Raw genomic sequence first — 21,515 nt, 5'->3', positions numbered from 1 at the left:
TGCCGTAGAAGAACTTACGTTGCGAACTCGGTGTCGGCCCAGGCTCGCAGGGTCTCGACCCGACCCTCCAGCGCCCGCAATTCGGTGTCGTCGAGCACGGTGCGCTGGATGCCACGGTCGACGGCGAACGCGGACTGCCGATGGTCGTCGATCACGTCCACGTCCAGCTGCACCGCGGTGTAGTCCTGCGCCGACGGCATCTGCTCGGCGATGACCTTCGCCCGTCCTCGCGCACACAACGCCACATTGCCGCCGCCCAGAATCAGCAACGCCACCTCCGGCTGCTCCCGCAACCGCGCCAGCGACCCACGATCGGACTTCAAACTGAGGAGAATCCGCCGGTCGCCCGCGCGCACCGGCCATGAGACGGGAATCGCGTGCGGCGACGGATCGGTGGTCACGAGCACCGCGATGGTCTCCTGCGGCCACACCGGCAACACATCGAGCTCAGGATGGTCGGTCATCACGTCCTGCCCTGCCGGATCTACCTCTGTACCCATCAGCCTCACCTCGACGATCGCCGGACCCCTGCCCCGCCGCGGACGGCGAGCTGTTCCGATTCTAAAGCGGTGCGGCCCTTGCTCGCTGGCGCGGCCACGATTGTCCGCAAGATCTCAGCAACGTCTCAGATGCCGACGCCGTGCACCGAACCCACGAAATTTCGTTAGCTCATAGGTAACTGGTGGCGTGAGTCGCCGACGGCCGGTGATGCTCAGCGCGGCCAGAAGGTGCGCCAGTCGTGTGCGGTGAGCGGCGACCGGGTGCCCCGTTCGGCTTCGGCGGCGTCCTCGGCGGCCCGGATCGCGGTGGCGAAGTTGATGGACGCCTTGCGGAGGCGTTCCTCGGCCGAGTCGGGGCCGCCGAGCTCGACCACGCGCAGGGTGTCCGGAACGAGGTCGCCGGGCAAGCCGGCATTGGCGCTGCGGGTGCGGATCTTCTCGGCGAGGGCGAGGGCGGGTTGGGCCATCGCTATGCCGTCGAGGCAGGAGCGTCGCGACTTCTCCGCGGATTTGCGCTCCTCCCAAGCCTTTTCCTGCGCCGCGATCTTGTCGACTACGGAGGTCCCCGAGGAGAAATCGGCGTCGGTGAGGTAGGGGCTGCGGTGGACGAGCTTGTCGACCAGGGTCGCCGCGACGTCCTCGACAGTGAATTCGCCTGCGTGTTCGGCGATTCGGGAGTGGAAGAGGACCTGCAGGAGCAGATCGCCCAGTTCTTCCTTGATGGTTTCGGCGTCGCCTGCCTGGATGGCGTCGAGGAGTTCGTAGGTCTCCTCGAGGAGGTAGGGGCGCAGCGAGTCGTGGGTCTGAGTGCGTTCCCAACCGCCGAAATGCCAGAGGCGGTCCATCACGTCGACGGCGCCGGACAGTCCCGCGGCCACGACCGCGGTGTCGGCTCGCTCCTGGGAGATCTCCTGGCTCATCGCGACGCCGCGGCTTCCGTCGGAACCGAAAGATCCACCATTCCTTGGGGTTTGCCGTCGAGCACCAGCAGCAGATCGGCGACGAACTGCAGCACTGCCACGTCGCGCACGCGGTCGGCGCCGACGCTGTCGGTGATCCGCGGCAGCGGCAGGGTGATCAGACCGCTCGCCGGGCGATAGTTGGCCGAGGGGTAGATCCGCTTGAGCCGAAGCTGTTTGGAGTCGGGGAGATTCAGCGGCGCGATCTTGAGCGAGGAACCGGTGACCACGATCTCGGACACGTCGTACTCGCGCGCGAGCAGGCGCAGCTTGGCCACCGCCACCAGTCGCCCTACCTCCACGGGCAGCGGGCCATAGCGGTCGACGAGCTCTTCGATGACGGCCGCCAGGGCCGCATCGTCCTGGGCGGAGGCGAGTTTGCGGTAGGCCTCGAGCCGCAGGCGGTCGCTGGCGATGTAGTCGGGCGGAATGTGCGCGTCGACGGGCAGATCGATGCGCACCTCCTTGTTCTCCTCGGTGACGATCGGTTTGCCGTCGGCGGCCGCACGATAGGCCTCCACCGCCTCACCGACCAGTCGCACATACAGGTCGAAGCCGACGCCCGCGACGTGACCGGACTGTTCGGCGCCGAGCACATTGCCCGCGCCACGGATCTCGAGATCCTTCATCGCCACGGCCATACCCGCACCGAGATCGGAGTTCTGCGCGATGGTGGCCAGGCGGTCGTAGGCGGTTTCGGTGAGCGGCTTCTCCGGCGGGTACAGGAAGTACGCGTAGCCGCGCTCACGGGAACGACCGACGCGACCGCGCAACTGGTGCAACTGTGAGAGGCCGAGCGAGTCGGCACGTTCCACGAGCAGGGTGTTCGCGTTGGAGATGTCGAGGCCGGTCTCGATGATCGTGGTGCAGACGAGCACGTCGAACTCGCGCTCCCAGAATCCCTGCACGGTCTTCTCGAGCTGATCCTCGTTCATCTGGCCGTGCGCCACGACCACCCGCGCCTCGGGCACCAGATCGCGAATCTTCTTGGCGGCCTTGTCGATCGAGGATACCCGGTTGTGCACGTAGAAGACCTGACCGTCGCGCATCAGCTCGCGGCGGATGGCGGCGGTGACCTGCTTGTCGTTGTAGGCGCCCACATAGGTGAGCACCGGGTGCCGTTCCTCGGGCGGGGTGAGGATGGTCGACATCTCGCGGATGCCCGCCAGGCTCATCTCCAGGGTGCGCGGAATCGGGGTGGCCGACATGGTGAGCACGTCGACGTGGGTGCGCAGCGCCTTGATGTGTTCCTTGTGCTCCACACCGAAGCGCTGTTCCTCGTCGACCACCACCAGGCCGAGGTCCTTCCAGCGCACACCGGTCTGCAGCAGCCGGTGGGTGCCGACCACGATGTCGACCGAGCCGTCGGCGAGCCCCGCCATGATCTCCTTGGAATCGCCCGCGTCGGTGAATCGCGACAGCCCACGCACCGTCACCGGGAAACCCGCGACGCGTTCGGTGAAGGTCTGCAGATGCTGCTGGGCGAGCAGCGTGGTCGGCACGAGCACGGCGACCTGCTTGCCGTCCTGCACCGCCTTGAACGCGGCGCGCACGGCGATCTCGGTCTTGCCGTAGCCGACGTCGCCGCAGACCACGCGGTCCATCGGCACCGCCTTCTCCATGTCCGACTTCACGTCGGTGATGGCGGTCATCTGGTCGACGGTCTCGGTGAACGCGAACGCGTCCTCCATCTCCTGCTGCCACGGCGTATCCGGGGCGAAGGCGTGTCCGGGCGCGGCCTGGCGGGCGGCGTAGAGCTGCACCAGTTCGCCCGCGATCTCGCGAACGGCCTTGCGCGCCTTGCGTTTCGTGTTGGACCAGTCGGAGCCGCCGAGCTTGGACAGGCTCGGCAGTTCGCCACCGACGTAGCGGGAGAGCTGATCCAGCGATTCCATGGGCACGAACAGCCGGTCGCCGGGCTGGCCGCGCTTGCTCGGCGCGTACTCGATGACCAGGTACTCGCGCCGCGCGCCGCCGATCGTGCGCTCGATCATCTCGACGAACCGGCCGATGCCGTGCTGGTCGTGCACCACCATGTCGCCCGAGGTGAGCGCGAGCGGGTCGACTTGGTTGCGGCGCTTGGCGGGCAGCCGCTTGCCCTCGGTGGGCGCGGTGACCCGGTTGCCGGTGAGGTCGGATTCGGCGACGACCACCAGACCGGCGTCGTCGAAGATCAAGCCGTCGTGCAGCGAACCACACAGCACGCCGACCACTCCCGGCTCCGGGACCGCACCGGCGGGCAGCAGCGCGGCGGGCACCTCGGCCTCACCGAGCCGTTCCAGCACGCGTTGCGCGGTGCCGTGGCCGGTGACCACCACGACCGCGCGGCCGCCGGTGGCGACGTGCGCGCGCAGCGACGCGAAGATGGTGGCGACGAGTTCCTCGGACCCGCGCGCGGTCGGACCGGCGGCGACCGGCAGGTTCACCTCGATCGGATCACCGGAGCTGAGCGGGCTCAGCGTCCACCACGGCAGGCCGAGTTCGTCTGCGCTGGTGTGTAATTCGGGCAAGCCACGGTAACCGGAGGCGGCCAGGTCGAGGCCGTTGGCACCGAGCGGTGCGTCGCTACCGAAAGAGGCGGCGGTCCATGACGCTTCGAGGAACTCCTCGCCGGTGCGCACGAGATCGGCTGCGCGGGTGCGGATCTTCTCCGGGTCGCACAGCAGCAATTGGGTGCCGGCGGGCAGCGCCTCGGTGAGCAGGCTGAGCTTGCCCGGCGCCAGCACCGGCAGCAGGGCCTCCATGCCGTCGACGGGAATGCCCTCGGCGATCTTGTCCAGCATCTCGACCAGGGAGGCGTCGGCCGCGTTGTCGGCGGCGACCGCGGCGGCCCGCTCGCGCACCGGCGTGGTGAGCAGCAATTCACGACACGGCGGCGCGACCACCAGTTCGACGGCGCTCTCGCCGATCGAGCGCTGATCGGCGACCGAGAACGGGCGGAGCTCGGTGACCTCGTCGCCCCAGAACTCCACGCGCACCGGATGATCCGCGGTCGGCGCGAACAGATCGAGGATGCCGCCACGCACCGCGAACTCGCCGCGCTTGCCGACCATGTCGACGCGGGTATACGCGAATTCGACCAGGCGAGCGAGCAATTCGTCGAAGTCGTATTCGCCGCCGACGCGCAACACCACCGGCTCGATATCGCCGAGCCCGGCGGTCATCGGCTGCATCAGCGAACGCACCGTGGTGACCACGACCCGCAGCGGTTCGGGGTAGACCGGGTCTTCGGGATGGGCCAGCCTGCGCAGCACCTCGAGCCTGCGGCCCACCGTGTCGGGGCCGGGCGAGAGACGTTCGTGCGGCAAGGTCTCCCAGGACGGGAACATGGCTACCGACGGGCCGAGCATCTCGGTGAGTTCCACGGTCAGATCGTCGGCTTCACGACCGGTCGCGGTCACCACCACCAGCGGGCGCTGGTCGGCGATCGTCGCGGCGACGAATGGCCGCACAGCCGATGGTGCGACCAATTCCACCCCGGATTTGCCGACCAGGTCGGTGACCGTTCGCAGCGCGGCGTCACCCGCGACCGCCTCGGCCAGACCGGCGAGCGGAGGACGAAGGGAGGACATTGTTCGCTCCTGAATGCGCAGTGTGGATGGGCGAGGTGGCCGTCTCGAAGTCTAGTCATCGGGTCCGACAGGCCCCGTGCAGCCCGGTGGACGCTCACACCCGCGTAGGGTCGAGGCGTGAGTCTGGCTCGACGTGAACGCCACGCCCTCGTGGCAGCGATGACCGAGGCGGGCCCTGCCGCGCCTACCCTGTGCGGCACCTGGACGGTGCACGACCTCGCGGCCCACCTGGTGGTCCGGGAACGCAGGCCCGACGCTTCGATCGGCATCGTCTTCCGCCCGATGGCCGGGTACCTCGACGCGAAGCAGGCGCAGATCGCGCAGCGGCCGTTCGCCGAGCTGCTCGAGCTGGTCCGCACCGGCCCGCCGTGGTGGTCGCCGCTGCGCCCGGTCGACGCGGTGGCCAATCTCAGCGAGATGTTCGTCCACCACGAAGACGTTCGCAGGTCCGAACCGGGCTGGGAGCCAAGGCAACTGGCGGCGCGCGACGAAGATCGCCTGTGGTCCACGCTGCGCACCGTCGCCCGCGCGGCCTACCGCAAGTCGCCGGTCCCGGTTGTCCTCGCGACGCCACAGGGGGCCACGATCACGGCACATCGCGGCGACGGCACCGAGGTGGTACTCACCGGCACACCGTCGGAGCTGCTACTGCACGCGTTCGGCCGCAACGAAGTCCGGATCACGGCGACCGGGGCCGACGCGGATGTGCGGGCGGTGCTCGCCACCGACCGCAGCGTGTGAACTAGACGACGTAGCGGCGCAGCCTGCGCGCGGCGAACTCCCGGAAGTACGACAGCTTCTCCGGCGGCACCAGCGAGGGCAGCAGGAAGTACCAGGCCCGCTCCATCCGCGCCGCCATCTGATCCATCGACTCGGTGCCGACCGCGACGATGTGCACGCCCGCGATCAGTTCCTGCAGCAGCACGCCCACCACATCGGGATCGAGATCGGCGATCAGATCGCCCTGGGCGATGGCCCGCTCCGACAGCAGCCGGTAGGTCTCACCCCAGGTCTTGGCGATGTTGTCACCCTGCGCACCGCGATAGTCACCGATCTGATGGGTGAGCTTGAGCATCGCCCCCACCATCGGATCGTTCATCGCCAGATCGGCCACCACGTAGGTGATCCCGATGCCCGCTTCCAGCGCGGGCACCCGGGAATCGAAGAAGCCCTGGCAGGATCCGGTCAGGCGCTCGTTGCCCTGATCGACCACCGCCCTGGCCAGCTCCTCCTTGGAGCCGAAGTGAAAGTACAAGGCGCCCTTGGTCACATTGGACTGCGCGATGATTTCGCTGAGGCTCGCGTTGGCGTAGCCCAAACGGAGAAAGACATCGGCAGCGCCAGCAAGGACGGAGTCGCGGGTGATCTCCGCGCGTGCTTGCCTAGCCATCAGATCCGCCTGTCATCCAATAATCCAGCCATCCTGAAGTAGACCGACATCCCGAAATTTGCTCGACATACCGCCCGGCAGCACCCAAAAGGATGGGTGAACCGTACCACCAGGCGGCAAAGTGGCAGCCGAATCATGGATTCGGTCCGCCCTGCGTGCGCTAACGTCCGGTTACCCCACCGACGGTTGGTGTAGTCCCCGTATTCCATTCGGAGCTGAGCCCCGGTTCGGCTTCCAAATGACTCAAACCGTTCCAACACAGGTTGACCAGGTGCGCCGCGACCACCTCTTTGGGCGGAGTGCGCTCGTCGAGCCACCAGGTCGCGGCGGTCGACACCATGCCGACCAGGGCTTGGGCGTAGAGCGGGGCGAGGCTGGGATCGAGATCACGACGGCCGAAATCACCGGCGAGCAGATGCACGACCTGGTTGACGGCCTCGTTGAGCAGGCTCGAGAAGCGACCGTCGGAGTTCGTCGCGGGCTGGTCGCGGACCAGGATCCGAAAGCCGTCGGTCCGTTCCTCGATGTAGGTGAGCAAGGCCAGCGCGACCTGCTCCAATCGCACTCGCGAGCGATTGCGGGTGAGCGAGGAGGTGATCATCTCCAGCAACATCGACATCTCGCGATCGACGACCACCGCGTAGAGGCCTTCCTTGCCGCCGAAATGCTCGTAGACCACCGGCTTGGACACCTGCGCGCGCTGGGCGATCTCCTCGATCGATGTCGCGTCGTACCCCCGCTCCGCGAACAACGCGCGACCGATCTCGATCAACTGCTGCCTACGCTGCGTACCGGTCATCCTCGGCCGCGATGGGCGTACCGACTCGCTAGAAGACACGCTCCCCTGCCTCTCTACGCCTGGCGACCACTCCCACAACTGTCTCAGACCACGCGCCCCCTACGGCCATCGCCTCCCGGAACAACAGATTTCCCGAGAACATGGGTAACTCACCGGGTACGGGCTGATCCACCACGCCCGCAAAGCTTGCCGCGTACCCAACACACCCCGCACCTGAGTCTGGCCAAAATTTGCGGGGAGGCGGAACTGTGCGAGGATCATGCCGTGCCGTAGCACAGTGGTGGGCCCTGACGGCCCACTGGTGTGGCGATCCGCCGTAGTGTAATGGCAGCACCTCTGATTTTGGTTCAGATAGTTCAGGTTCGAGTCCTGGCGGCGGAGCACACGGACACACAGTGACGTATCGTCGGCCCGCACCATCTACCGACCGAACCCGCCACAGCACTCGCTGACAGGCAGCCGAGGGAGATCCATGCCACCGCAGACCGCCGTCGTCGTTCTCGCAGCAGGTGCTGGGACGCGAATGCGGTCGAAGACTCCGAAAGTGCTGCACCCGTTAGCAGGCCGGTCGATGCTCTCGCACGCATTGCATGCCGCCGTCGAGATCGATCCGACCCACCTGATCACCGTTGTCGGGCACGACCGTGAGAAGGTCGGAGCCGCCGTCGCGGACGTGGGTAAGGAACTCGGCCGCGAGATCGTGTGCGCCGTGCAGGAGCAGCAGCTCGGAACCGGTCACGCGGTGCAGTGCGCACTGGGTTCGATCCCGGCGGACTTCGACGGCGACCTTCTCGTCACCTCGGCCGATGTGCCGCTGCTCGACGGGCACACCCTCTCCGCGCTGCTCGACGAGCACCGCAGCTATGCCGATCGGCCCGCCGTGACGGTCCTGACCTTCGTACCGGACGACGCCAACGGCTACGGCCGGATCGTGCGCGACGACGACGGCCAGGTCGCCGAGATCGTGGAGCACGCCGACGCCACCCCCGTGCAGGCCAAGATCAAAGAGGTCAACTCCGGCGTCTACGCGTTCGACGCGTCGGTGCTGCGCACCATGATCGGTCGGCTGTCCACCGCCAACGCCCAGCACGAGCTCTATCTCACCGACGTGCTGCGGCTGGCCCGCGAGGCAGGCCATCCCGTGCACGGCGCGCGGCTGATCGACTCGAACAAGGTCACCGGCGTGAACGACCGGGTGCAGCTGTCCCAGGCGGGCGCCACCCTCAATCGCTACATTCTCGAGCGCCACATGCGCGCGGGCGTCACCATCATCGACCCCGCGACGACCTGGATCGACGCGAGCGTGCGCATCGGCCGTGACGCGGTGCTGCGGCCGGGCACCCAGCTCTTCGGCGAGACCCACATCGGCGAGGACGCCGAGATCGGGCCGGACACCACGCTCACCGATGTGTTCGTCGGCGAGGGCGCGAGCGTGATCCGCACCCACGGCGAGCGCGCCGAGATCGGCGAGGGCGCCACCATCGGGCCGTTCAGTTATCTGCGGCCGGGCACGGTCGTCGGCGAGGAAGGCAAGCTCGGCGCGTTCGTCGAGACCAAGAACGCCTCGATCGGCGCGCACTCGAAGGTTCCGCACCTGACCTACGTCGGCGACGCGACCATCGGCGAGTACAGCAACATCGGCGCTTCCAGTGTTTTTGTGAACTATGACGGAGTGAACAAGCACCACACCGTGGTTGGTTCCCATGTGCGAACCGGGAGCGACACCATGTTCATCGCACCGGTAACGGTGGGTGACGGGGCCTATACGGGTGCGGGTACTGTACTGCGCAGAAGCGTTCCACCGGGTGCACTTGCTGTGTCGGGTGGGCCACAGCGCACTATTGAGAACTGGGTGCAGCGCTACCGTCCAGGAACCGCTGCGGCGCGCGCGGCGGCGGAAGCCATCGCGGCAGACGAGACGTCTTCGAAGACAATCGAGCAAAAGGATGGCAACCAGCAGTGACCGCGTTCTCGATCGACAACCAGAAGAACTTGATGCTCTTCGCCGGCCGGTCACATCCTGAGCTGGCCGAGCAGGTCGCCAAGGAACTCGACGTCGACATCACCCCGCAGACCGCGCAGGACTTCGCCAACGGTGAGATCTTCGTTCGCTTCGAGGAGTCGGTCCGCGGTTCCGACGCCTTCGTGCTGCAGAGCTTCCCCGCGCCGCTCAACCAGTGGCTGATGGAACAGCTCATCATGATCGACGCGCTCAAGCGCGGTTCGGCAAAGCGGATCACCGCGGTACTGCCGTTCTACCCGTACGCGCGCCAGGACAAGAAGCACCGCGGCCGCGAGCCGATCTCGGCCCGCCTGGTCGCCGACCTGCTCAAGACCGCCGGTGCCGACCGCATCATCAGCGTCGACCTACACACCGACCAGATCCAGGGCTTCTTCGACGGCCCCGTCGATCACATGCACGCGCTGGTGCAGCTGTCGGACTACATCCGCACCAACTACCCGTCGGACAACCTCGCGGTCGTCTCCCCCGACGCGGGCCGCGTGAAGGTCGCCGAGAAGTGGGCCGACGCGCTCGGTGGCACGCCGCTGGCGTTCATCCACAAGACCCGCGACCCGCTGGTCCCCAACCAGGTGAAGTCCAACCGCGTCGTCGGTGACGTCGAAGGCCGCACCTGCGTGCTGATCGACGACATGATCGACACCGGTGGCACCATCGCCGGTGCGGTGAAGGTGCTCAAGGAAGCAGGCGCGGGCGACGTCATCATCGCGGCCACTCACGGCGTGCTCAGCGATCCGGCCGCCGAGCGCCTCGCCAACTGTGGTGCCAGGGAAGTCGTCATCACCAACACGCTGCCGATCAGCGAGGACAAGAAGTTCCCGACGCTGACCGTGCTGTCGATCGCGCCGCTGCTGGCCCGCACCATTCGCGAGGTCTTCGAGAACGGCTCGGTAACCGGATTGTTCAACGGCAACGCTTAAGCTGTTCCGCCTCTCCGGGTCTTTTGGCCAGACTTAGGTGCGGGGGGAGTTGGGGACGCGGCAAGACTTCGGGGGTGGATGGTTAGCCCGTGCCCGGTGAGTTACCCATGTTCTTGCGAGACCAGTCGGTGCGCTTTGTCCTCGGGCATTGGCGCGCCGGCTGGTTTTTGGTGCATGGTGGTCCTGTAATGCGGGACGTGACAGGGGGCGGTATGGGGACAGAGCCGGAGCGGCCGGTCGAACTCGGTAAGGATCCGGTCGCGCCGCGCGTGCAGGACGCGCCGGAGCAGCCGGTGGTGCAGGACGCGCCCGCGGTTTCGACCGCGCCGATGCCCGCGCAGTCTTGGTACGGGATCGCTGATCCGGCGGACGAGGTGGCGCCTCCTCCACCCGCACAACCATGGGCTGGGGTCGCGAATCCGGGACCGGTTGTTGATTTGCCGCCGTATCCGCCACCACCACCAGGGCCGATGTATCCCGCTCCTGGATTTCCCGGAGCTGGTTATCCCGCTGCGGGCAATCCCCCACCGGGGTATCCCGTGCCGGTTCGGACACCGTATGGCGCTGTGCAGTATCCGGCTGGCGCTGTGCAGTATCCGGCGCCGCCCGGATACGGGTACCAGGACAACACGCCGCTGTGGTCGATCTTCAGTTTCTGCTGTGCCGCCGCTTCGGTGTTCGGTGGGTTGGCCCTGTGCGGGCTGCCGGTGCTGATCACCGCGCCGACAGGAATCGTGCTCGGGCTGGTCGGGCATGCCAAGGGCGAGGAAATGGGCAAGTGGGCGGCGATCGTCAACGGTGCGATCGCGGCGCTGGCCGCAGTGCTCGTCATCGTGTTCGTGGCGCTGCTCGGCAGCGTCTGAGCCGCGGCGCGCGATACTGGTAGCGGTAAGCCCGAACCGCCGAACAGAACGAAAGAAGCGCCGCACCGATGGATGCTTTCAGCGGATTCCCGCTCACCGGCCTCGACTTCTACGAAGACCTCGAGGCCGACAATTCGAAGGCCTTCTGGAACACGCACAAACACATCTACGACGAATCCGTGCGGGCCCCGATGACCGCGCTCGCCGCCGAACTAGCGGCGGAATTCGGACAGGCCAAGATCTTCCGGCCCTACCGTGATGTCCGATTCTCGGCTGACAAACTGCCCTACAAGACGCACCAGGGTGCGGTGGCGGGGGTGTCGCCCGGCGTCGGTTGGTATGTGCAGATCGGGGCGGCGGGGCTGTTCGTCGCGGGCGGCTGCTTCCGGCCATCGCCCACCGCCTTGGCGGTCTTGCGGGCCACGATCGACGACGAGGTGCGCGGCGCCGAACTCGAGCAGATCCTGGCCGCGACGACGGCAGCCGGTTTCACTCTCGGCGGCGACAAACTCAAAACCAAGCCGAGAGGCTACGCCGCCGACCATCCACGCATCGACTTGCTCCGCCACAAGTCGCTGACCGTGCACCGCGAATTCGGCGCGCCGGACTGGCTCACCACCCCGGCCGCGGCCACCGAGATCCGCCGCGCCTGGAACGACCTGCGGCCGCTCGTCGAATGGTTTGCCGCCGTCCTCGAGGGCGTCCCGGAGGACACGAGCGGCAGACGCCCGTAGACGGCAACCGACCGGCCCGCGCGTGGCTCGTGACGCCACGGCCATCGGAGGCCGATACTGGAACTATGAGCCGTGAACCGTTGGACATGGACATGGGCGACGACGGTCAAGCCGACGACATCGTCGAATACGAGCGCTATGTGGAGGACCCACCCGCGGACTTCGTGATCAGCAACCACGAAGCCGACGCCGACGGTTTCCTCGGCATCACCGAGGAAACCGCCGAGGAGAGTACCGAGAGCAGCGCCCGCCACGAGGCGATGGAAGAGGACGAACGCCCCGCCGAGGAAGCCGCGGTGGGCGTGCGCAGCGAGGACGATCTCGACGGTGCCCTCTTCGACGACGATGCCATCAACGGCGAAGAGGGCGACGAGAACCTCATCAGCGGCGAATACCTCGCCGACGAACTCGACCTCTAGCCCCCTCCTCGCACTGTGCTCGCCGGTGGACCATGGTCTGCTCGGCGGGCAAATCGTCCGCGAATCACCCGATCAGCGGCGTTCGGCCAGGGCCAAAATGAAGCGGTTGTCCGGGTCGGTCCAGGTATGGACGGGGGTGAAGCCCGCTGTGTCGAGTTCGGCGGCGAGGGATTCGGGGCGGAATTTGGCGGAGATCTCGGTGCGCATTTCCTCACCCGCGGTGAAGTCGACGGTCAGGTCCAGTCCGGCGACGGTAGCCGTCATCGCTTCCGTGGCGCGCAGTCGCATTTCGATCCATTCGTTGTCGGCGTCCCAAACGGCGACGTGTTCGAATTTTTCGGGGGCGAAATCGGCGTCGAGCCGGTTGTTGAGGACGTGCAGGACATTGCGGTTGAATTCCGCGGTAACGCCGGCGGCGTCGTCGTAGGCGGGGACCAGGATCGCCGGGTCGATAACCAGGCCCGCGCCGAGCAGGAGCAGTTCGCCGGGTTCGAGGACCTCGTTGATGCCTGCCAGGAATTCGGCGCGCTCGGCGGGGACCAGGTTGCCGATGGTGCCGCCGAGGAAGGCGATCATGCGCCTGCCTCCGCGCGGCAGGTTGTGCAGGGTGTCGGTGAAGTCGCTGACCACTCCGTGCACGGACAGGTTCGGGTACTCGGCCGCGATCTCGTCGGCCGCACCGCGCAGTGCCGATGCCGAAACATCTTGCGGAACATAGGTTTTCAGCGAACCTTCAGCGGTGAGGGCATCCAGCAGCAGGCGGGTCTTGGCGGCCGAGCCCGAGCCGAGCTCCACCAGCACCTCGGCGTGGGCCGCCGCGGCGATCTCGCCGACGACCCGCTCGAGTAGGGCTCGCTCGGTGCGGGTCGGGTAGTACTCGGGGAGTTCGGTGATCTGCTCGAAGAGCTCGCTGCCGCGCGCGTCGTAGAACCACTTGGGCGGCAAGGACTTCGGATCGGCGGTCAGACCGGTGCGGGCGTCGGTGCGCAAGGCCGCGGTGAGATCGTCGTCGGTGAGGTGGATATCCAGCAGCGGCGCGGTCATGAACGGACCCTTTCGGTGGCGGGGAGTTCGAGATCGGTGATAGAGCAGTGGCCGGGCGTGGCGGCGACCACCTGGCGGTCGGCGATGGGCTGCCACCGCGGGTCGGCGTCGTAGGGTTCGGAGGACAGCACGGTGTAGTCGTCGGCGACGAGCACCGACAGCGCGTGCCAGCAGGTGGTGGCCCACAGCTGAACTCCGTTGCCGAGCAACAGGTTCAGGCGGGCGCTCGGCTGGTGACGCAGGACAGTCGCGACCAGAAGTCGCAGGGCGTCGGCCGGGGACGTCACCGGGCCACCGGGGGCGATCGCCCCGAGTAGGCCTCGCAGCAGTACCCACAGCGCAGCGGAATCGGTGAGCGCCTCCGCCTGCAACAGCACGGCAGGCGAGGTGAACAGCGCTGTGGAGCCGGGCAATTCATCGAGATCCGGCGATCCGGCACCAGCCACTCCCAACGGCACACCAGCGGACGCGTCCACACCCGGCGGTGCGGGCACCTCATTCGAGTACTCCGTTGCGGCGGCGAAGCTTTCGTTCAGGTCCGCTGACACGGCAGCGAGGGTCGTCCGCCAGTCCGGGATGACGCCGTTGTGGCTGAAGGCCCAGTGTTCGTCGGTGAAGGGGGCGCATGCCGACCGCTCTACCGGCATGCCGACCGTGGCCGAGCGGACGGCGGCGATCACCGAGCGGGATTCGAGCTGGCCGAGGACTTCGGCGACAGCGGGGTCGGTCCAGATCGGGGCCTGATTGCGGTAGCGGGTGACCGCGTCGCGGGCGGCTTCGACGCCGATATCGGCGCGGCGCCACCAGGCGACGCCGAAACCGTCGGCGTTGATGGTGCCCCCAGCGCGCATGTCGGCAGGCGCCCAGGACTGGACGTAGAGCGAGTGCGGGCCGCGCAGGACCAGCTCGCCGACCCCGACCGGTGGGCCGACGTACCCGAGGTGTCTGCACATCAGTGTTCGTCCTCGCGCAGGTCTCTGGCGAGGCGGAAGCCGGCGAAGATCTGCCTGCGGATCGGATGGTCCCAGTTGCGGAAGGTGGCGCGGCAGGCGACCTCGTCGGTGCCGAAGGAGCCACCGCGCAGGATGCGGTAGTCGCCGCCGAAGAAGACCTCCGAGTACTCGCGGTAGGGGAACGCGCGGAAGCCGGGGTAAGCCTCGAAACCCGATGAGCACCATTCCCAGACGTCACCGATGAGCTGGTGCACGCCAGTGGCCGACGCGCCGGCCGGGTAGGCACCGACCTCGGCGGGTTCCAGGTGTTGCTGGCCGAGGTTGGCCAGCTGTGCGTCCGGTTGGTCCTCGCCCCACGGATAGCGCCGCGACGCACCGGTTTCCGGGTCGAAGCGGGCCGCCTTCTCCCATTCGGCCTCGGTGGGCAATCGCTTTCCGGCCCAGCGCGCGAAGGCCTCTGCTTCGAACCAGCACACGTGCACTACCGGCTGATCGAGCCGCAGCGGGGTGCGTACGCCGAATGCCGTGCGCGTCCACCCGTCCCCGTCGCGCGCCCAGAACTGCGGCGCGACCAACCCTGCCTCCTGGCGGTGCGCCCAGCCGCGTTCCGACCACAGCTCGGCCCGGTCGTAGCCGCCGTCGTCGAGGAAGGCGAGGAACTGCCCGTTGGTCACCGGCGCGACATCGATCGCGAAGCCGTCGACGTGCACCGGATGAGCGGGGCGTTCATTGTCCAGCGCCCACGGATCCGCCGAAGTGCCCATCAGGAATTCGCCTGCGGGAAAGATGATTTCGCCGCCGACCGGCGCCTGCGCGACAGGTGCGGGCGGGGCCGACAGCACCGGTGCGCCGATCCGCAATTGATGGGTGGCCAGCATGGTCTCGTCGTGCTGCTGTTCGTGCTGGGCGATCATGCCGAAGGCGAAACCGTTGTCCACCAGCAGAGTACCGGCCAGGTCGCTGGAATCTAGGACATCGAGGACCTTTTCGCGCACCGAGCCGACGTAGCCGCGGGCCTGCTCAGGATCGAGCAGCGGCAGCGCGGGCCGGTTCGACCTGGCGTGCTTGAACGCGTCGTAGAGCTCGTCGATATCGGCGCGCACCGCCTCTCGACCACCGACATCGCGCACCAGCCACAGCTCTTCCTGGTTCCCGATGTGCGCCAGATCCCACACCAGCGGCGACATCAGCGGCGAATGCTGCGCGACGAGTTCGGCCTCGTCCACGCTGTCGGTGAGCAATGCGGTACGGCGGCGAGCACGCGCGAGGACCTCGGCGATCCGGGCGCGCGTTCGGTCGCGGTCGCTGTGGTCGGCGGGGGCGGAAAGGGTCACGAGAGCTCCGAAACAGACTGGTCGACAATGACTTCGGACAGACAGAGGGCAGCGAAGGCCAGACCAGGTGCCCCGACGTGCAGGCGGTCCGCGCGGACAGGCCGCCAACGAACGTCCCAAGGCAGGCGAGCGACGTTGCCGCGCAGGCGATCAGCGGTGAATTGCGGGGGACGCACCACTGACAGCGAGGTCATCTCGACCCGCCCGCGCCGTTGCGGGCCGAGTCGACCTCGGCGAGTGGACTGCGGCCAGACCGACATCGGCGGGCTGCGGCGGCCAATTCCGAAGCAGCGGAATATGTTCGCGCATGGGCGGCGGCCAGGTCGAGCACATCCACGGCCGCGCGGCGCAATTGCGGGTCGAGTAATCCGCAACGGGCGGAGGTCAGCCAGTCCCCCGCGGTTGGCGCGGCGAGGGCCGTTGCTTCAGCGACTACCGCCGGGGTCGACAGCAGGGCATCGAACAGGTGGATCGGGGTGGTCCACCCTTCGCCGGGTTGGGTGTCGAGGTAGCGGACCTCGAGGTGACCGGACGGTCGGACCGGGGGGAACAACGTGGTCAGGTGGTAGTCGAGGTCGGTGCGGGTAGGGCGGCGGCCTACTTCGTCGTCGAGGGCGCCGGACAGCCAGTCGGCGAAGGTGGCGCCGGGTGGCGGGGACCAGTCGGCGTCCGCATCGCCGCAGCGCACGCACAGCAGTGGCACGTCGAGGGCCCAGTGCGCGTAGGCGGTGATCGGGTCGGCCCAGTCGGCCACCGGAGGTCTGGTGCGGGAGGGGTCGAGGCGCAACCAGGTGCGCATGCGCTGAGACGCCCAGTCCCCGCGCGGAACCCCGTGCAGGCGAGGTGAGCAGGCGAAGGCTGCGATCAGGGTGGGGCCGAGGGCGTAGAGGGCGGTCCAGCGGGCTCGTACCTCGGCGGGATCGGTGCCCGCGTCCACGCTGACCTGCGTGGCGGCGGTATTGCACATCATCAGGGTGCCGAAGGGGCCGACGCCGTCGAAACGGCGTTCCATCGCCGCGTAGCGGGGCAGCCGGAGCAGTCGCTCGGCGGGACGGCCCGCATCGGCGGCGGCGGCGAAGGTGCTGATCTCTCGGGCGGCGAGCAGATCCCGCAAACGGGCCGCATCAGCGCGCAGATGCTGCGTCAGCGCGGCCGGATCGGCGAACGGTGCGCTGGAAAGTTCTATCTGACCACCGGGTTCGAGGGTGACCAGGCTTCCGCCGGGCAGGGGAACCGCGGCCGAATCAGGAGCGATGGAGGTCGGTGCGTGCGGCCCGAGGGCCGCTGCCAGCTGGTCGAGCGAGGGCCGCGAACCGGTGGGCCCGGCGGTGAGCCACTCCAGTTCGGCGCCGATCAGCGCAGGTGGTCCGAGCTTGAAACAGACGCCGCCCACATAGGCCTCCGCCGCCGCCCTGGACGAAAGTTCGCCCTGGTCGGGGGCATAATCTGGCCACGAAGAACGTTCCAGGGTGACCGCCATACCAACCTCCACGTGCTGCGTGCTGCCGGGGAACCTGCGTTTCGCTCATTCCAGAGTAGCGATGACCACCGACAGAAAAAGTGACGAAAAGGGGAACGGTTCGGGGCGCTATCGTCGTCACCATGCTTGACCTCGCCGCGATCAGAGCCGCCACCTCAGGACTTGCCAACGGTCAGATCTTCCTCGACAGCGCCGGCTCGTCCCTGCCGCCACAGGTCGTCATCGACACGATGATCGCCCACTTACACCGCGAAGCCGAGATCGGTGGCTACCGGGCGGCTAACGAACGCCTCGACGACCTCGCCGCGGTGAAGACCTCGATCGCCACCCTCATCGGCGCCACTGCCGACACCATCGCGCTCAGCGACAGTGCGTCCCGGTCATGGGCTGATTTCGCCTACTCGGTGCCGCTGAATCCCGGCGACCGGATCCTGATCTCCGGCGCCGACTACGCCAGCAACGCGATCGCCGCGCTACAGCGCGCGAAGCGCACCGGGGCCGTGGTCGAGCGCATTCCCAGCGACGACACCGGACGCCTCGATACCGCCGCGCTCGCCGACATGCTCGACGAGCGCGTTCGACTGGTGTCGCTGCAGCACGCACCGACCAACGGCGGCCTCGTGAACCCGGTCGGCGAGGCCACCAGGATCGCCCACGAAGCCGGTGCGCTGGTGCTGCTCGATGCCTGCCAGTCGACCGGGCAGCTGCCCATCGACGTCACCGAACTCGGGGTCGACGCCATGTCGAGCACTGGCCGCAAATGGTTGCGCGGCCCTCGCGGCACCGGATTCCTTTATGTCCGTTCCGAACTGGCGCAGACGATGGAACCGGCCCGCCTAGACCTGCACAGTGCCGAGTGGGTGAGCCCCGGCGAATACCGCCTCGCCGACGACGCGTCCCGATTCGAGTTCTGGGAATGCGGTGTCGCGGCCCGCCTCGGCCTCGGCGCCGCCGTCGACTACCTGCTCGAAGCAGGCCCCGACGAGGTCTACGCCGCCGTCGCCACCCGCGCCGAGCACCTGCGCAAGACGCTGCCGGAACTACCCGACGTGACCTTGCGCGACCTGGGCACCGAGCACAGCGGCATCGTCTCGTTCACCGTCGACGGCCACGACCCCGAACAGCTGCGCGACCGTCTCGCCGAGCACGCGATCACCGTCACCGTCAGCCACGCGGGCTCGACCCTGCTCGACATGTCGGAGCGCACTCTGCCCGCCGTCCTGCGGGCGTCCCCGCACTACTTCGTCAGCCCGGACGATCTCGACCGCTTCGTGACGACGCTGGCCGACCTCAGCCGCTGAGCCCCGCGAGGTGCTCGCGGACGATCCGGTCAACGAGCACCCGCGGGTCCTGATCGGGGGCAACGATTTCCAGCGTCCGGTTGACGGCGATCGTCGCCAGGCCGTGCACATTGGTCCACAGGGCCAGCGCGCGCTGTGGCGCCGACTCCGGTGCCACCGCCGCGACCAGCTCGACCACCTGCCCGTACAGCGGCCGCGTCGTGGCACGCAGGTTCTCGCCGGAACCAGCCAGCAGATCGTGGCGAAACATCAGCGTGAACATCTCGGGCCGCGACACCGCGAAATCCACATAGTCGACCGCCATCCGACGCAATCGTTCGCGTGGGTCATCGATCGTGGCGAGCACCTCGAACCGCGCGATCAGCTCCCCGAATCCGCGCGCCGCGATCGCCGCGAGCAGCGCCGCGTGCGTGGGAAACCACCGTCGCGGCGCCCCGTGTGAGACACCGGCGGCCCGTGCGATGGCACGCAGCCCGAGCGCGCCCAAGCCATCGCTTTCGAGCAGATCGACACCGACGTCGATCAGGCGCTCGCGCAATGGTTCAGGCATACCGGCAATTCTGCACACCGGGTCGCCGGCTTTCGCCGTCGCATACGTAGACAGTGTCTACTAGGGTTCTGTAGACACTGTCTACGGAAAGGTCGCCCATGTGGTACCTGCTATGTAAGTACATCCTCATCGGCCCGGCCCTGCGCCTGCTCGGGCGCCCGCACGTCGAAGGGCTCGAGCACATTCCACGCACCGGCCCGGTGATCATCGCGGCCAATCACCTGGCATTCATCGACTCGCTCTACCTGGCCCTGGTGATCCCACGGCCACTCACCTTCCTGGCGAAACAGGAGTACTTCGCGGGGACGGGAATCCGGGGGCGATGCAAGCGCTGGTTCTTCACCGCCGCGGGCCAGGTACCGGTGGACCGAACCGGCGGCGACGCGGCCGCCGACGCGCTCGCGGCGGCCACCAGAATCCTCGACGACGGCGGCGCCTGGGCAATTCACCCCGAGGGCACACGGTCACGGGATGGCAGGGTCTATCGTGGTCGCACCGGGGCGCTGCGCGTTGCCATGGCCACCGGGGCACCGGTGGTGCCCGTGGTCCTGGACGGTACCGATCGCATGAATCCTCGCGGTCGGAAACTGTTGCGTTTCACCAAGGTACGCATCACCGTCCACCCAGCCAGGCACTATCCCGCAGCTGTTCATCATGCCCAGGTCAGAGCGGCAACAGATCTGCTGATGCGGGAAATTGCCACGCTATCGGGTAGACCATACGTAGACCGCTACGCAGCCACCTTCGCTGTCTAGGGCGCAACAGCAGGGGTGCTGGTGTCAGCCTGGGTTAACACGCGCGGGGCGGGGCGGGATTTCTTTGTTGGGAGTGCAAAGCACGGCCGTAACCGATCGTTGGCGTAAAGGGAGACCGACGTTGAGCAGGTTCACCGACGAAATGTTTGGCACAGCGATGTCCAGCACCAAGGGGCTGGTCACCGGAGAGCCGGAGGCGCCCCTGCGGCAGACCTGGGGGGATATTCATCACCAGGCGCGGCGGATGGCGGGTGGTCTCGCGGCCGCAGGGATCGGGCACGGCGACGCTGTCGGCGTGCTGGCCGGTCTGCCTGCCGATATCGCGCCCGCCTGCCAGGCCATCTGGATGCGTGGCGCTTCGATAACGATGTTGCATCAGCCGACGCCACGCACCGACCTCGCGGTCTGGGTGCGTGACACCGAAACGGTGCTGCGGATGATCGACGCGAAGGCGGTCGTACTCGGCGCGCCGTTCGCGGCCGCCGAGCCGGTGCTGCGGGAACGTGGGATCACCGTGGTGTCGATCGAGGCGCTGCACAGCGGCGCGGACACCGATCCGGTGCCGACCACCGAGAGCGATACCGCGTTGCAGCAGTTGACCTCTGGGTCGACCGGATCACCCAAGGCGGTCCGGATCACGCACGGCAACTTCTACGTCAACGCGCACGCGATGTTCAATCGGGTCAAATTCCAGCTCGACGACGACGTGATGGTCAGCTGGCTGCCGCTGTTCCACGACATGGGCATGGTCGGATTCCTTAGCGTGCCTATGCAATTCGGCGCCGAGGTGGTGTGCGTAACGCCGCTGGACTTCCTGGCACGACCATTGCTGTGGGCCGAGCTGATCGACAAGTACCGCGGAACAGTCACCGCCGCACCGAATTTCGCGTACTCCTTGCTGGCGCGGCGGCTGCGCCAAGCCGAACCGGGCACCATGGATCTGTCGAGCGTGCGCTACATGTGGAACGGCGCCGAACCGGTCGACCCCGACACCATGATCGCCCTCGCGGCGGCGGGAAAACAGTTCGGGCTCAACCCGATGGCGCTCACGCCCGTCTACGGCATGGCCGAGACAACCCTGGCCGTGTCGATCCCCGACGTCGGCCACGGGCAGGTGCTCGACGTGATCGACGCCGATCTGCTCGAAGTTGTCGGCAAGGCGGTACCGATCGCCGAGGACGGCCACCACGGCACGCCACGCAGGCTGCCGACACTGGGGCACCTGGTCGACGATCTGGAGGGTCGCGTCGTCGACGCCGAACGTCAGCCGCTGCCGGTTCGGTCCGTCGGTGTCATCGAATTGCGTGGTCCCGCGGTCACTTCGGGCTATGTCACCGTCGACGGCTTCCGGCCCGCCCAGGATGCCGACGGCTGGCTCGACACCGGTGACATCGGCTACTTCACCGAAGCGGGCCTGATGGTGGTCTGCGGGCGCATGAAGGACGTCATCATCATGGGCGGCCGCAATATCTACCCCACCGACATCGAACGAGCCGCGCTGCGCGTACCGGGAGTCCGCCCCGGCAACGCGGTGGCGGTGCGCCTCGACTCGGGCGAGAAGCGCGAAAGCTTCGCGGTGGTAGTCGAATCCAACGACTACCAGAACGCCGACGAGGTGAAGCGCATCGAGCGGGAGATCGTCCACGAGGTGTTCACCGAGGTAGGTGCCCGCCCCCGCACGGTGGCAGTCCTCGGACCGGGAGCCCTCCCGAAGACCTCCTCGGGCAAACTCCGCCGCTCCGCCACGGCGGTGCACTTGCGGTAGCCCCACCCGACCGCAAACCCCAAGTCCGCCATGACCGCACAACCCAGCCCCAAGACCCGACCTCGAGGAGGGTCCGCCGCGCAGCGGCGTAGCGGCCCGGCCGCGAGTTAGCCGCCGTTGCGTCCGCGGCGCAGCCGCCAGCAACGGTGGCTAACTC

Annotated in this window: 19 protein-coding genes and 1 tRNA gene; 10 read left to right on the top strand and 10 right to left on the bottom strand. The window is 67.6% G+C overall.

The window, feature by feature from the left end:
* Positions 1-14: 14 nt before the first annotated feature.
* The 3 genes from ACFXKN_RS30630 to mfd all read right to left on the bottom strand — a co-directional run bounded on the left by ACFXKN_RS30630 (position 15) and on the right by mfd (position 5,031).
* On the bottom strand, positions 15-500 hold the full coding sequence (locus ACFXKN_RS30630; RefSeq protein WP_378940716.1) for a hypothetical protein: 486 nt from the start codon (positions 498-500) through the stop codon (positions 15-17).
* A gap of 212 nt (positions 501-712) precedes the next feature.
* Complete coding sequence (locus tag ACFXKN_RS30625) at positions 713-1,420, bottom strand: MazG family protein (RefSeq protein ID WP_379434319.1); 708 nt, start codon at positions 1,418-1,420, stop codon at positions 713-715.
* Positions 1,417-5,031, bottom strand: a complete 3,615-nt coding sequence (gene mfd / locus ACFXKN_RS30620; RefSeq protein WP_379434316.1) for a transcription-repair coupling factor — start codon at positions 5,029-5,031, stop codon at positions 1,417-1,419. Before mfd ends, ACFXKN_RS30625 begins: the two co-directional genes overlap by 4 nt.
* A gap of 117 nt (positions 5,032-5,148) precedes the next feature.
* Here mfd and ACFXKN_RS30615 point away from each other — a divergent pair, with 117 nt between their 5' ends.
* Positions 5,149-5,772: a TIGR03085 family metal-binding protein gene (locus ACFXKN_RS30615; RefSeq protein WP_378940719.1), complete on the top strand. Its 624-nt coding sequence runs from the start codon at positions 5,149-5,151 to the stop codon at positions 5,770-5,772.
* A gap of 1 nt (position 5,773) precedes the next feature.
* On the opposite strand, the gene ACFXKN_RS30610 is transcribed toward ACFXKN_RS30615, so the two are convergent.
* Both ACFXKN_RS30610 and ACFXKN_RS30605 read right to left on the bottom strand, forming a co-directional pair.
* Complete coding sequence (locus ACFXKN_RS30610; protein ID WP_379434314.1) at positions 5,774-6,421, bottom strand: TetR family transcriptional regulator; 648 nt, start codon at positions 6,419-6,421, stop codon at positions 5,774-5,776.
* Positions 6,422-6,581: 160 nt separating this feature from the next.
* Positions 6,582-7,220 (bottom strand): TetR/AcrR family transcriptional regulator, encoded by a 639-nt coding sequence (locus ACFXKN_RS30605; RefSeq protein WP_379434312.1) that lies wholly within the window; start codon positions 7,218-7,220, stop codon positions 6,582-6,584.
* Between the two features lie 310 nt (positions 7,221-7,530).
* Between ACFXKN_RS30605 and ACFXKN_RS30600 the strand changes: the two genes are divergently transcribed.
* The 6 genes from ACFXKN_RS30600 to ACFXKN_RS30575 all read left to right on the top strand — a co-directional run bounded on the left by ACFXKN_RS30600 (position 7,531) and on the right by ACFXKN_RS30575 (position 12,176).
* Positions 7,531-7,601: transfer RNA gene (locus tag ACFXKN_RS30600), tRNA-Gln, on the top strand.
* 91 nt (positions 7,602-7,692) lie between these two features.
* Positions 7,693-9,183, top strand: coding sequence for a bifunctional UDP-N-acetylglucosamine diphosphorylase/glucosamine-1-phosphate N-acetyltransferase GlmU (glmU, locus tag ACFXKN_RS30595; RefSeq protein ID WP_378940722.1), 1,491 nt, complete (start codon positions 7,693-7,695; stop codon positions 9,181-9,183).
* Positions 9,180-10,160 carry a ribose-phosphate diphosphokinase gene (locus ACFXKN_RS30590; protein WP_378940723.1) on the top strand — a complete coding sequence of 327 codons (981 nt, stop codon included), beginning with the start codon at positions 9,180-9,182 and terminating at the stop codon, positions 10,158-10,160. Before glmU ends, ACFXKN_RS30590 begins: the two co-directional genes overlap by 4 nt.
* A gap of 212 nt (positions 10,161-10,372) precedes the next feature.
* Positions 10,373-11,023 (top strand): hypothetical protein, encoded by a 651-nt coding sequence (locus ACFXKN_RS30585; RefSeq protein ID WP_378940724.1) that lies wholly within the window; start codon positions 10,373-10,375, stop codon positions 11,021-11,023.
* A 68-nt stretch (positions 11,024-11,091) separates the two neighbouring features.
* Positions 11,092-11,757, top strand: coding sequence for a DUF2461 domain-containing protein (locus tag ACFXKN_RS30580; protein WP_378940725.1), 666 nt, complete (start codon positions 11,092-11,094; stop codon positions 11,755-11,757).
* A 65-nt stretch (positions 11,758-11,822) separates the two neighbouring features.
* Positions 11,823-12,176 (top strand): hypothetical protein, encoded by a 354-nt coding sequence (locus ACFXKN_RS30575; protein ID WP_378940726.1) that lies wholly within the window; start codon positions 11,823-11,825, stop codon positions 12,174-12,176.
* Positions 12,177-12,248: 72 nt separating this feature from the next.
* Here ACFXKN_RS30575 and egtD read toward each other — a convergent pair whose 3' ends face one another.
* The 4 genes from egtD to egtA all read right to left on the bottom strand — a co-directional run bounded on the left by egtD (position 12,249) and on the right by egtA (position 16,987).
* Complete coding sequence (egtD, locus tag ACFXKN_RS30570) at positions 12,249-13,220, bottom strand: L-histidine N(alpha)-methyltransferase (RefSeq protein ID WP_378940727.1); 972 nt, start codon at positions 13,218-13,220, stop codon at positions 12,249-12,251.
* Positions 13,217-14,173: a class II glutamine amidotransferase gene (locus ACFXKN_RS30565; protein WP_379434308.1), complete on the bottom strand. Its 957-nt coding sequence runs from the start codon at positions 14,171-14,173 to the stop codon at positions 13,217-13,219. The genes egtD and ACFXKN_RS30565 overlap by 4 nt, the downstream gene beginning before the upstream one ends.
* Entirely contained in the window at positions 14,173-15,507 is a 1,335-nt protein-coding gene (gene egtB, locus ACFXKN_RS30560) for an ergothioneine biosynthesis protein EgtB (RefSeq protein WP_378940728.1), read from the bottom strand. Before egtB ends, ACFXKN_RS30565 begins: the two co-directional genes overlap by 1 nt.
* 190 nt (positions 15,508-15,697) lie before the next feature.
* Positions 15,698-16,987 (bottom strand): ergothioneine biosynthesis glutamate--cysteine ligase EgtA, encoded by a 1,290-nt coding sequence (gene egtA, locus ACFXKN_RS30555; RefSeq protein ID WP_378940729.1) that lies wholly within the window; start codon positions 16,985-16,987, stop codon positions 15,698-15,700.
* A gap of 122 nt (positions 16,988-17,109) precedes the next feature.
* Between egtA and ACFXKN_RS30550 the strand changes: the two genes are divergently transcribed.
* Complete coding sequence (locus ACFXKN_RS30550) at positions 17,110-18,288, top strand: aminotransferase class V-fold PLP-dependent enzyme (RefSeq protein ID WP_379434305.1); 1,179 nt, start codon at positions 17,110-17,112, stop codon at positions 18,286-18,288.
* Here the strand turns inward: ACFXKN_RS30550 and ACFXKN_RS30545 are convergent.
* Positions 18,278-18,838: a TetR/AcrR family transcriptional regulator gene (locus ACFXKN_RS30545; protein ID WP_379434303.1), complete on the bottom strand. Its 561-nt coding sequence runs from the start codon at positions 18,836-18,838 to the stop codon at positions 18,278-18,280. The genes ACFXKN_RS30550 and ACFXKN_RS30545 overlap by 11 nt on opposite strands.
* A gap of 98 nt (positions 18,839-18,936) precedes the next feature.
* Here ACFXKN_RS30545 and ACFXKN_RS30540 point away from each other — a divergent pair, with 98 nt between their 5' ends.
* Together ACFXKN_RS30540 and ACFXKN_RS30535 are read left to right on the top strand one after the other, a co-directional pair.
* Positions 18,937-19,593 (top strand): lysophospholipid acyltransferase family protein, encoded by a 657-nt coding sequence (locus ACFXKN_RS30540; protein WP_378940732.1) that lies wholly within the window; start codon positions 18,937-18,939, stop codon positions 19,591-19,593.
* Between the two features lie 121 nt (positions 19,594-19,714).
* A complete protein-coding gene (locus tag ACFXKN_RS30535; protein WP_378940734.1) occupies positions 19,715-21,358 on the top strand; it encodes a fatty acyl-AMP ligase in 1,644 nt (547 codons plus the stop codon).
* Positions 21,359-21,515: the final 157 nt, after the last annotated feature.

It is taken from the genome of Nocardia sp. NPDC059195, assembly GCF_042754695.1.
Lineage (GTDB): Bacteria > Actinomycetota > Actinomycetes > Mycobacteriales > Mycobacteriaceae > Nocardia.
The sequence above is the reverse complement of the archived record's forward strand: the minus strand, read 5'-3'. Positions and strand labels throughout refer to the sequence as shown.

Bases quoted from the DNA above. Each gene is read 5' to 3' on its own strand.
- ACFXKN_RS30630 (WP_378940716.1), bottom strand. From the start codon at position 500: ATGGGTACAGAGGTAGATCCGGCAGGGCAGGACGTGATGACCGACCAT.
- ACFXKN_RS30625 (WP_379434319.1), bottom strand. From the start codon at position 1,420: ATGAGCCAGGAGATCTCCCAGGAGCGAGCCGACACCGCGGTCGTGGCC.
- mfd (WP_379434316.1), bottom strand. From the start codon at position 5,031: ATGTCCTCCCTTCGTCCTCCGCTCGCCGGTCTGGCCGAGGCGGTCGCG.
- ACFXKN_RS30610 (WP_379434314.1), bottom strand. From the start codon at position 6,421: ATGGCTAGGCAAGCACGCGCGGAGATCACCCGCGACTCCGTCCTTGCT.
- ACFXKN_RS30605 (WP_379434312.1), bottom strand. From the start codon at position 7,220: ATGACCGGTACGCAGCGTAGGCAGCAGTTGATCGAGATCGGTCGCGCG.
- glmU (WP_378940722.1), top strand. From the start codon at position 7,693: ATGCCACCGCAGACCGCCGTCGTCGTTCTCGCAGCAGGTGCTGGGACG.
- ACFXKN_RS30585 (WP_378940724.1), top strand. From the start codon at position 10,373: ATGGGGACAGAGCCGGAGCGGCCGGTCGAACTCGGTAAGGATCCGGTC.
- ACFXKN_RS30580 (WP_378940725.1), top strand. From the start codon at position 11,092: ATGGATGCTTTCAGCGGATTCCCGCTCACCGGCCTCGACTTCTACGAA.
- ACFXKN_RS30575 (WP_378940726.1), top strand. From the start codon at position 11,823: ATGAGCCGTGAACCGTTGGACATGGACATGGGCGACGACGGTCAAGCC.
- egtD (WP_378940727.1), bottom strand. From the start codon at position 13,220: ATGACCGCGCCGCTGCTGGATATCCACCTCACCGACGACGATCTCACC.
- ACFXKN_RS30565 (WP_379434308.1), bottom strand. From the start codon at position 14,173: ATGTGCAGACACCTCGGGTACGTCGGCCCACCGGTCGGGGTCGGCGAG.
- egtA (WP_378940729.1), bottom strand. From the start codon at position 16,987: ATGGCGGTCACCCTGGAACGTTCTTCGTGGCCAGATTATGCCCCCGAC.
- ACFXKN_RS30550 (WP_379434305.1), top strand. From the start codon at position 17,110: ATGCTTGACCTCGCCGCGATCAGAGCCGCCACCTCAGGACTTGCCAAC.
- ACFXKN_RS30545 (WP_379434303.1), bottom strand. From the start codon at position 18,838: ATGCCTGAACCATTGCGCGAGCGCCTGATCGACGTCGGTGTCGATCTG.
- ACFXKN_RS30540 (WP_378940732.1), top strand. From the start codon at position 18,937: ATGTGGTACCTGCTATGTAAGTACATCCTCATCGGCCCGGCCCTGCGC.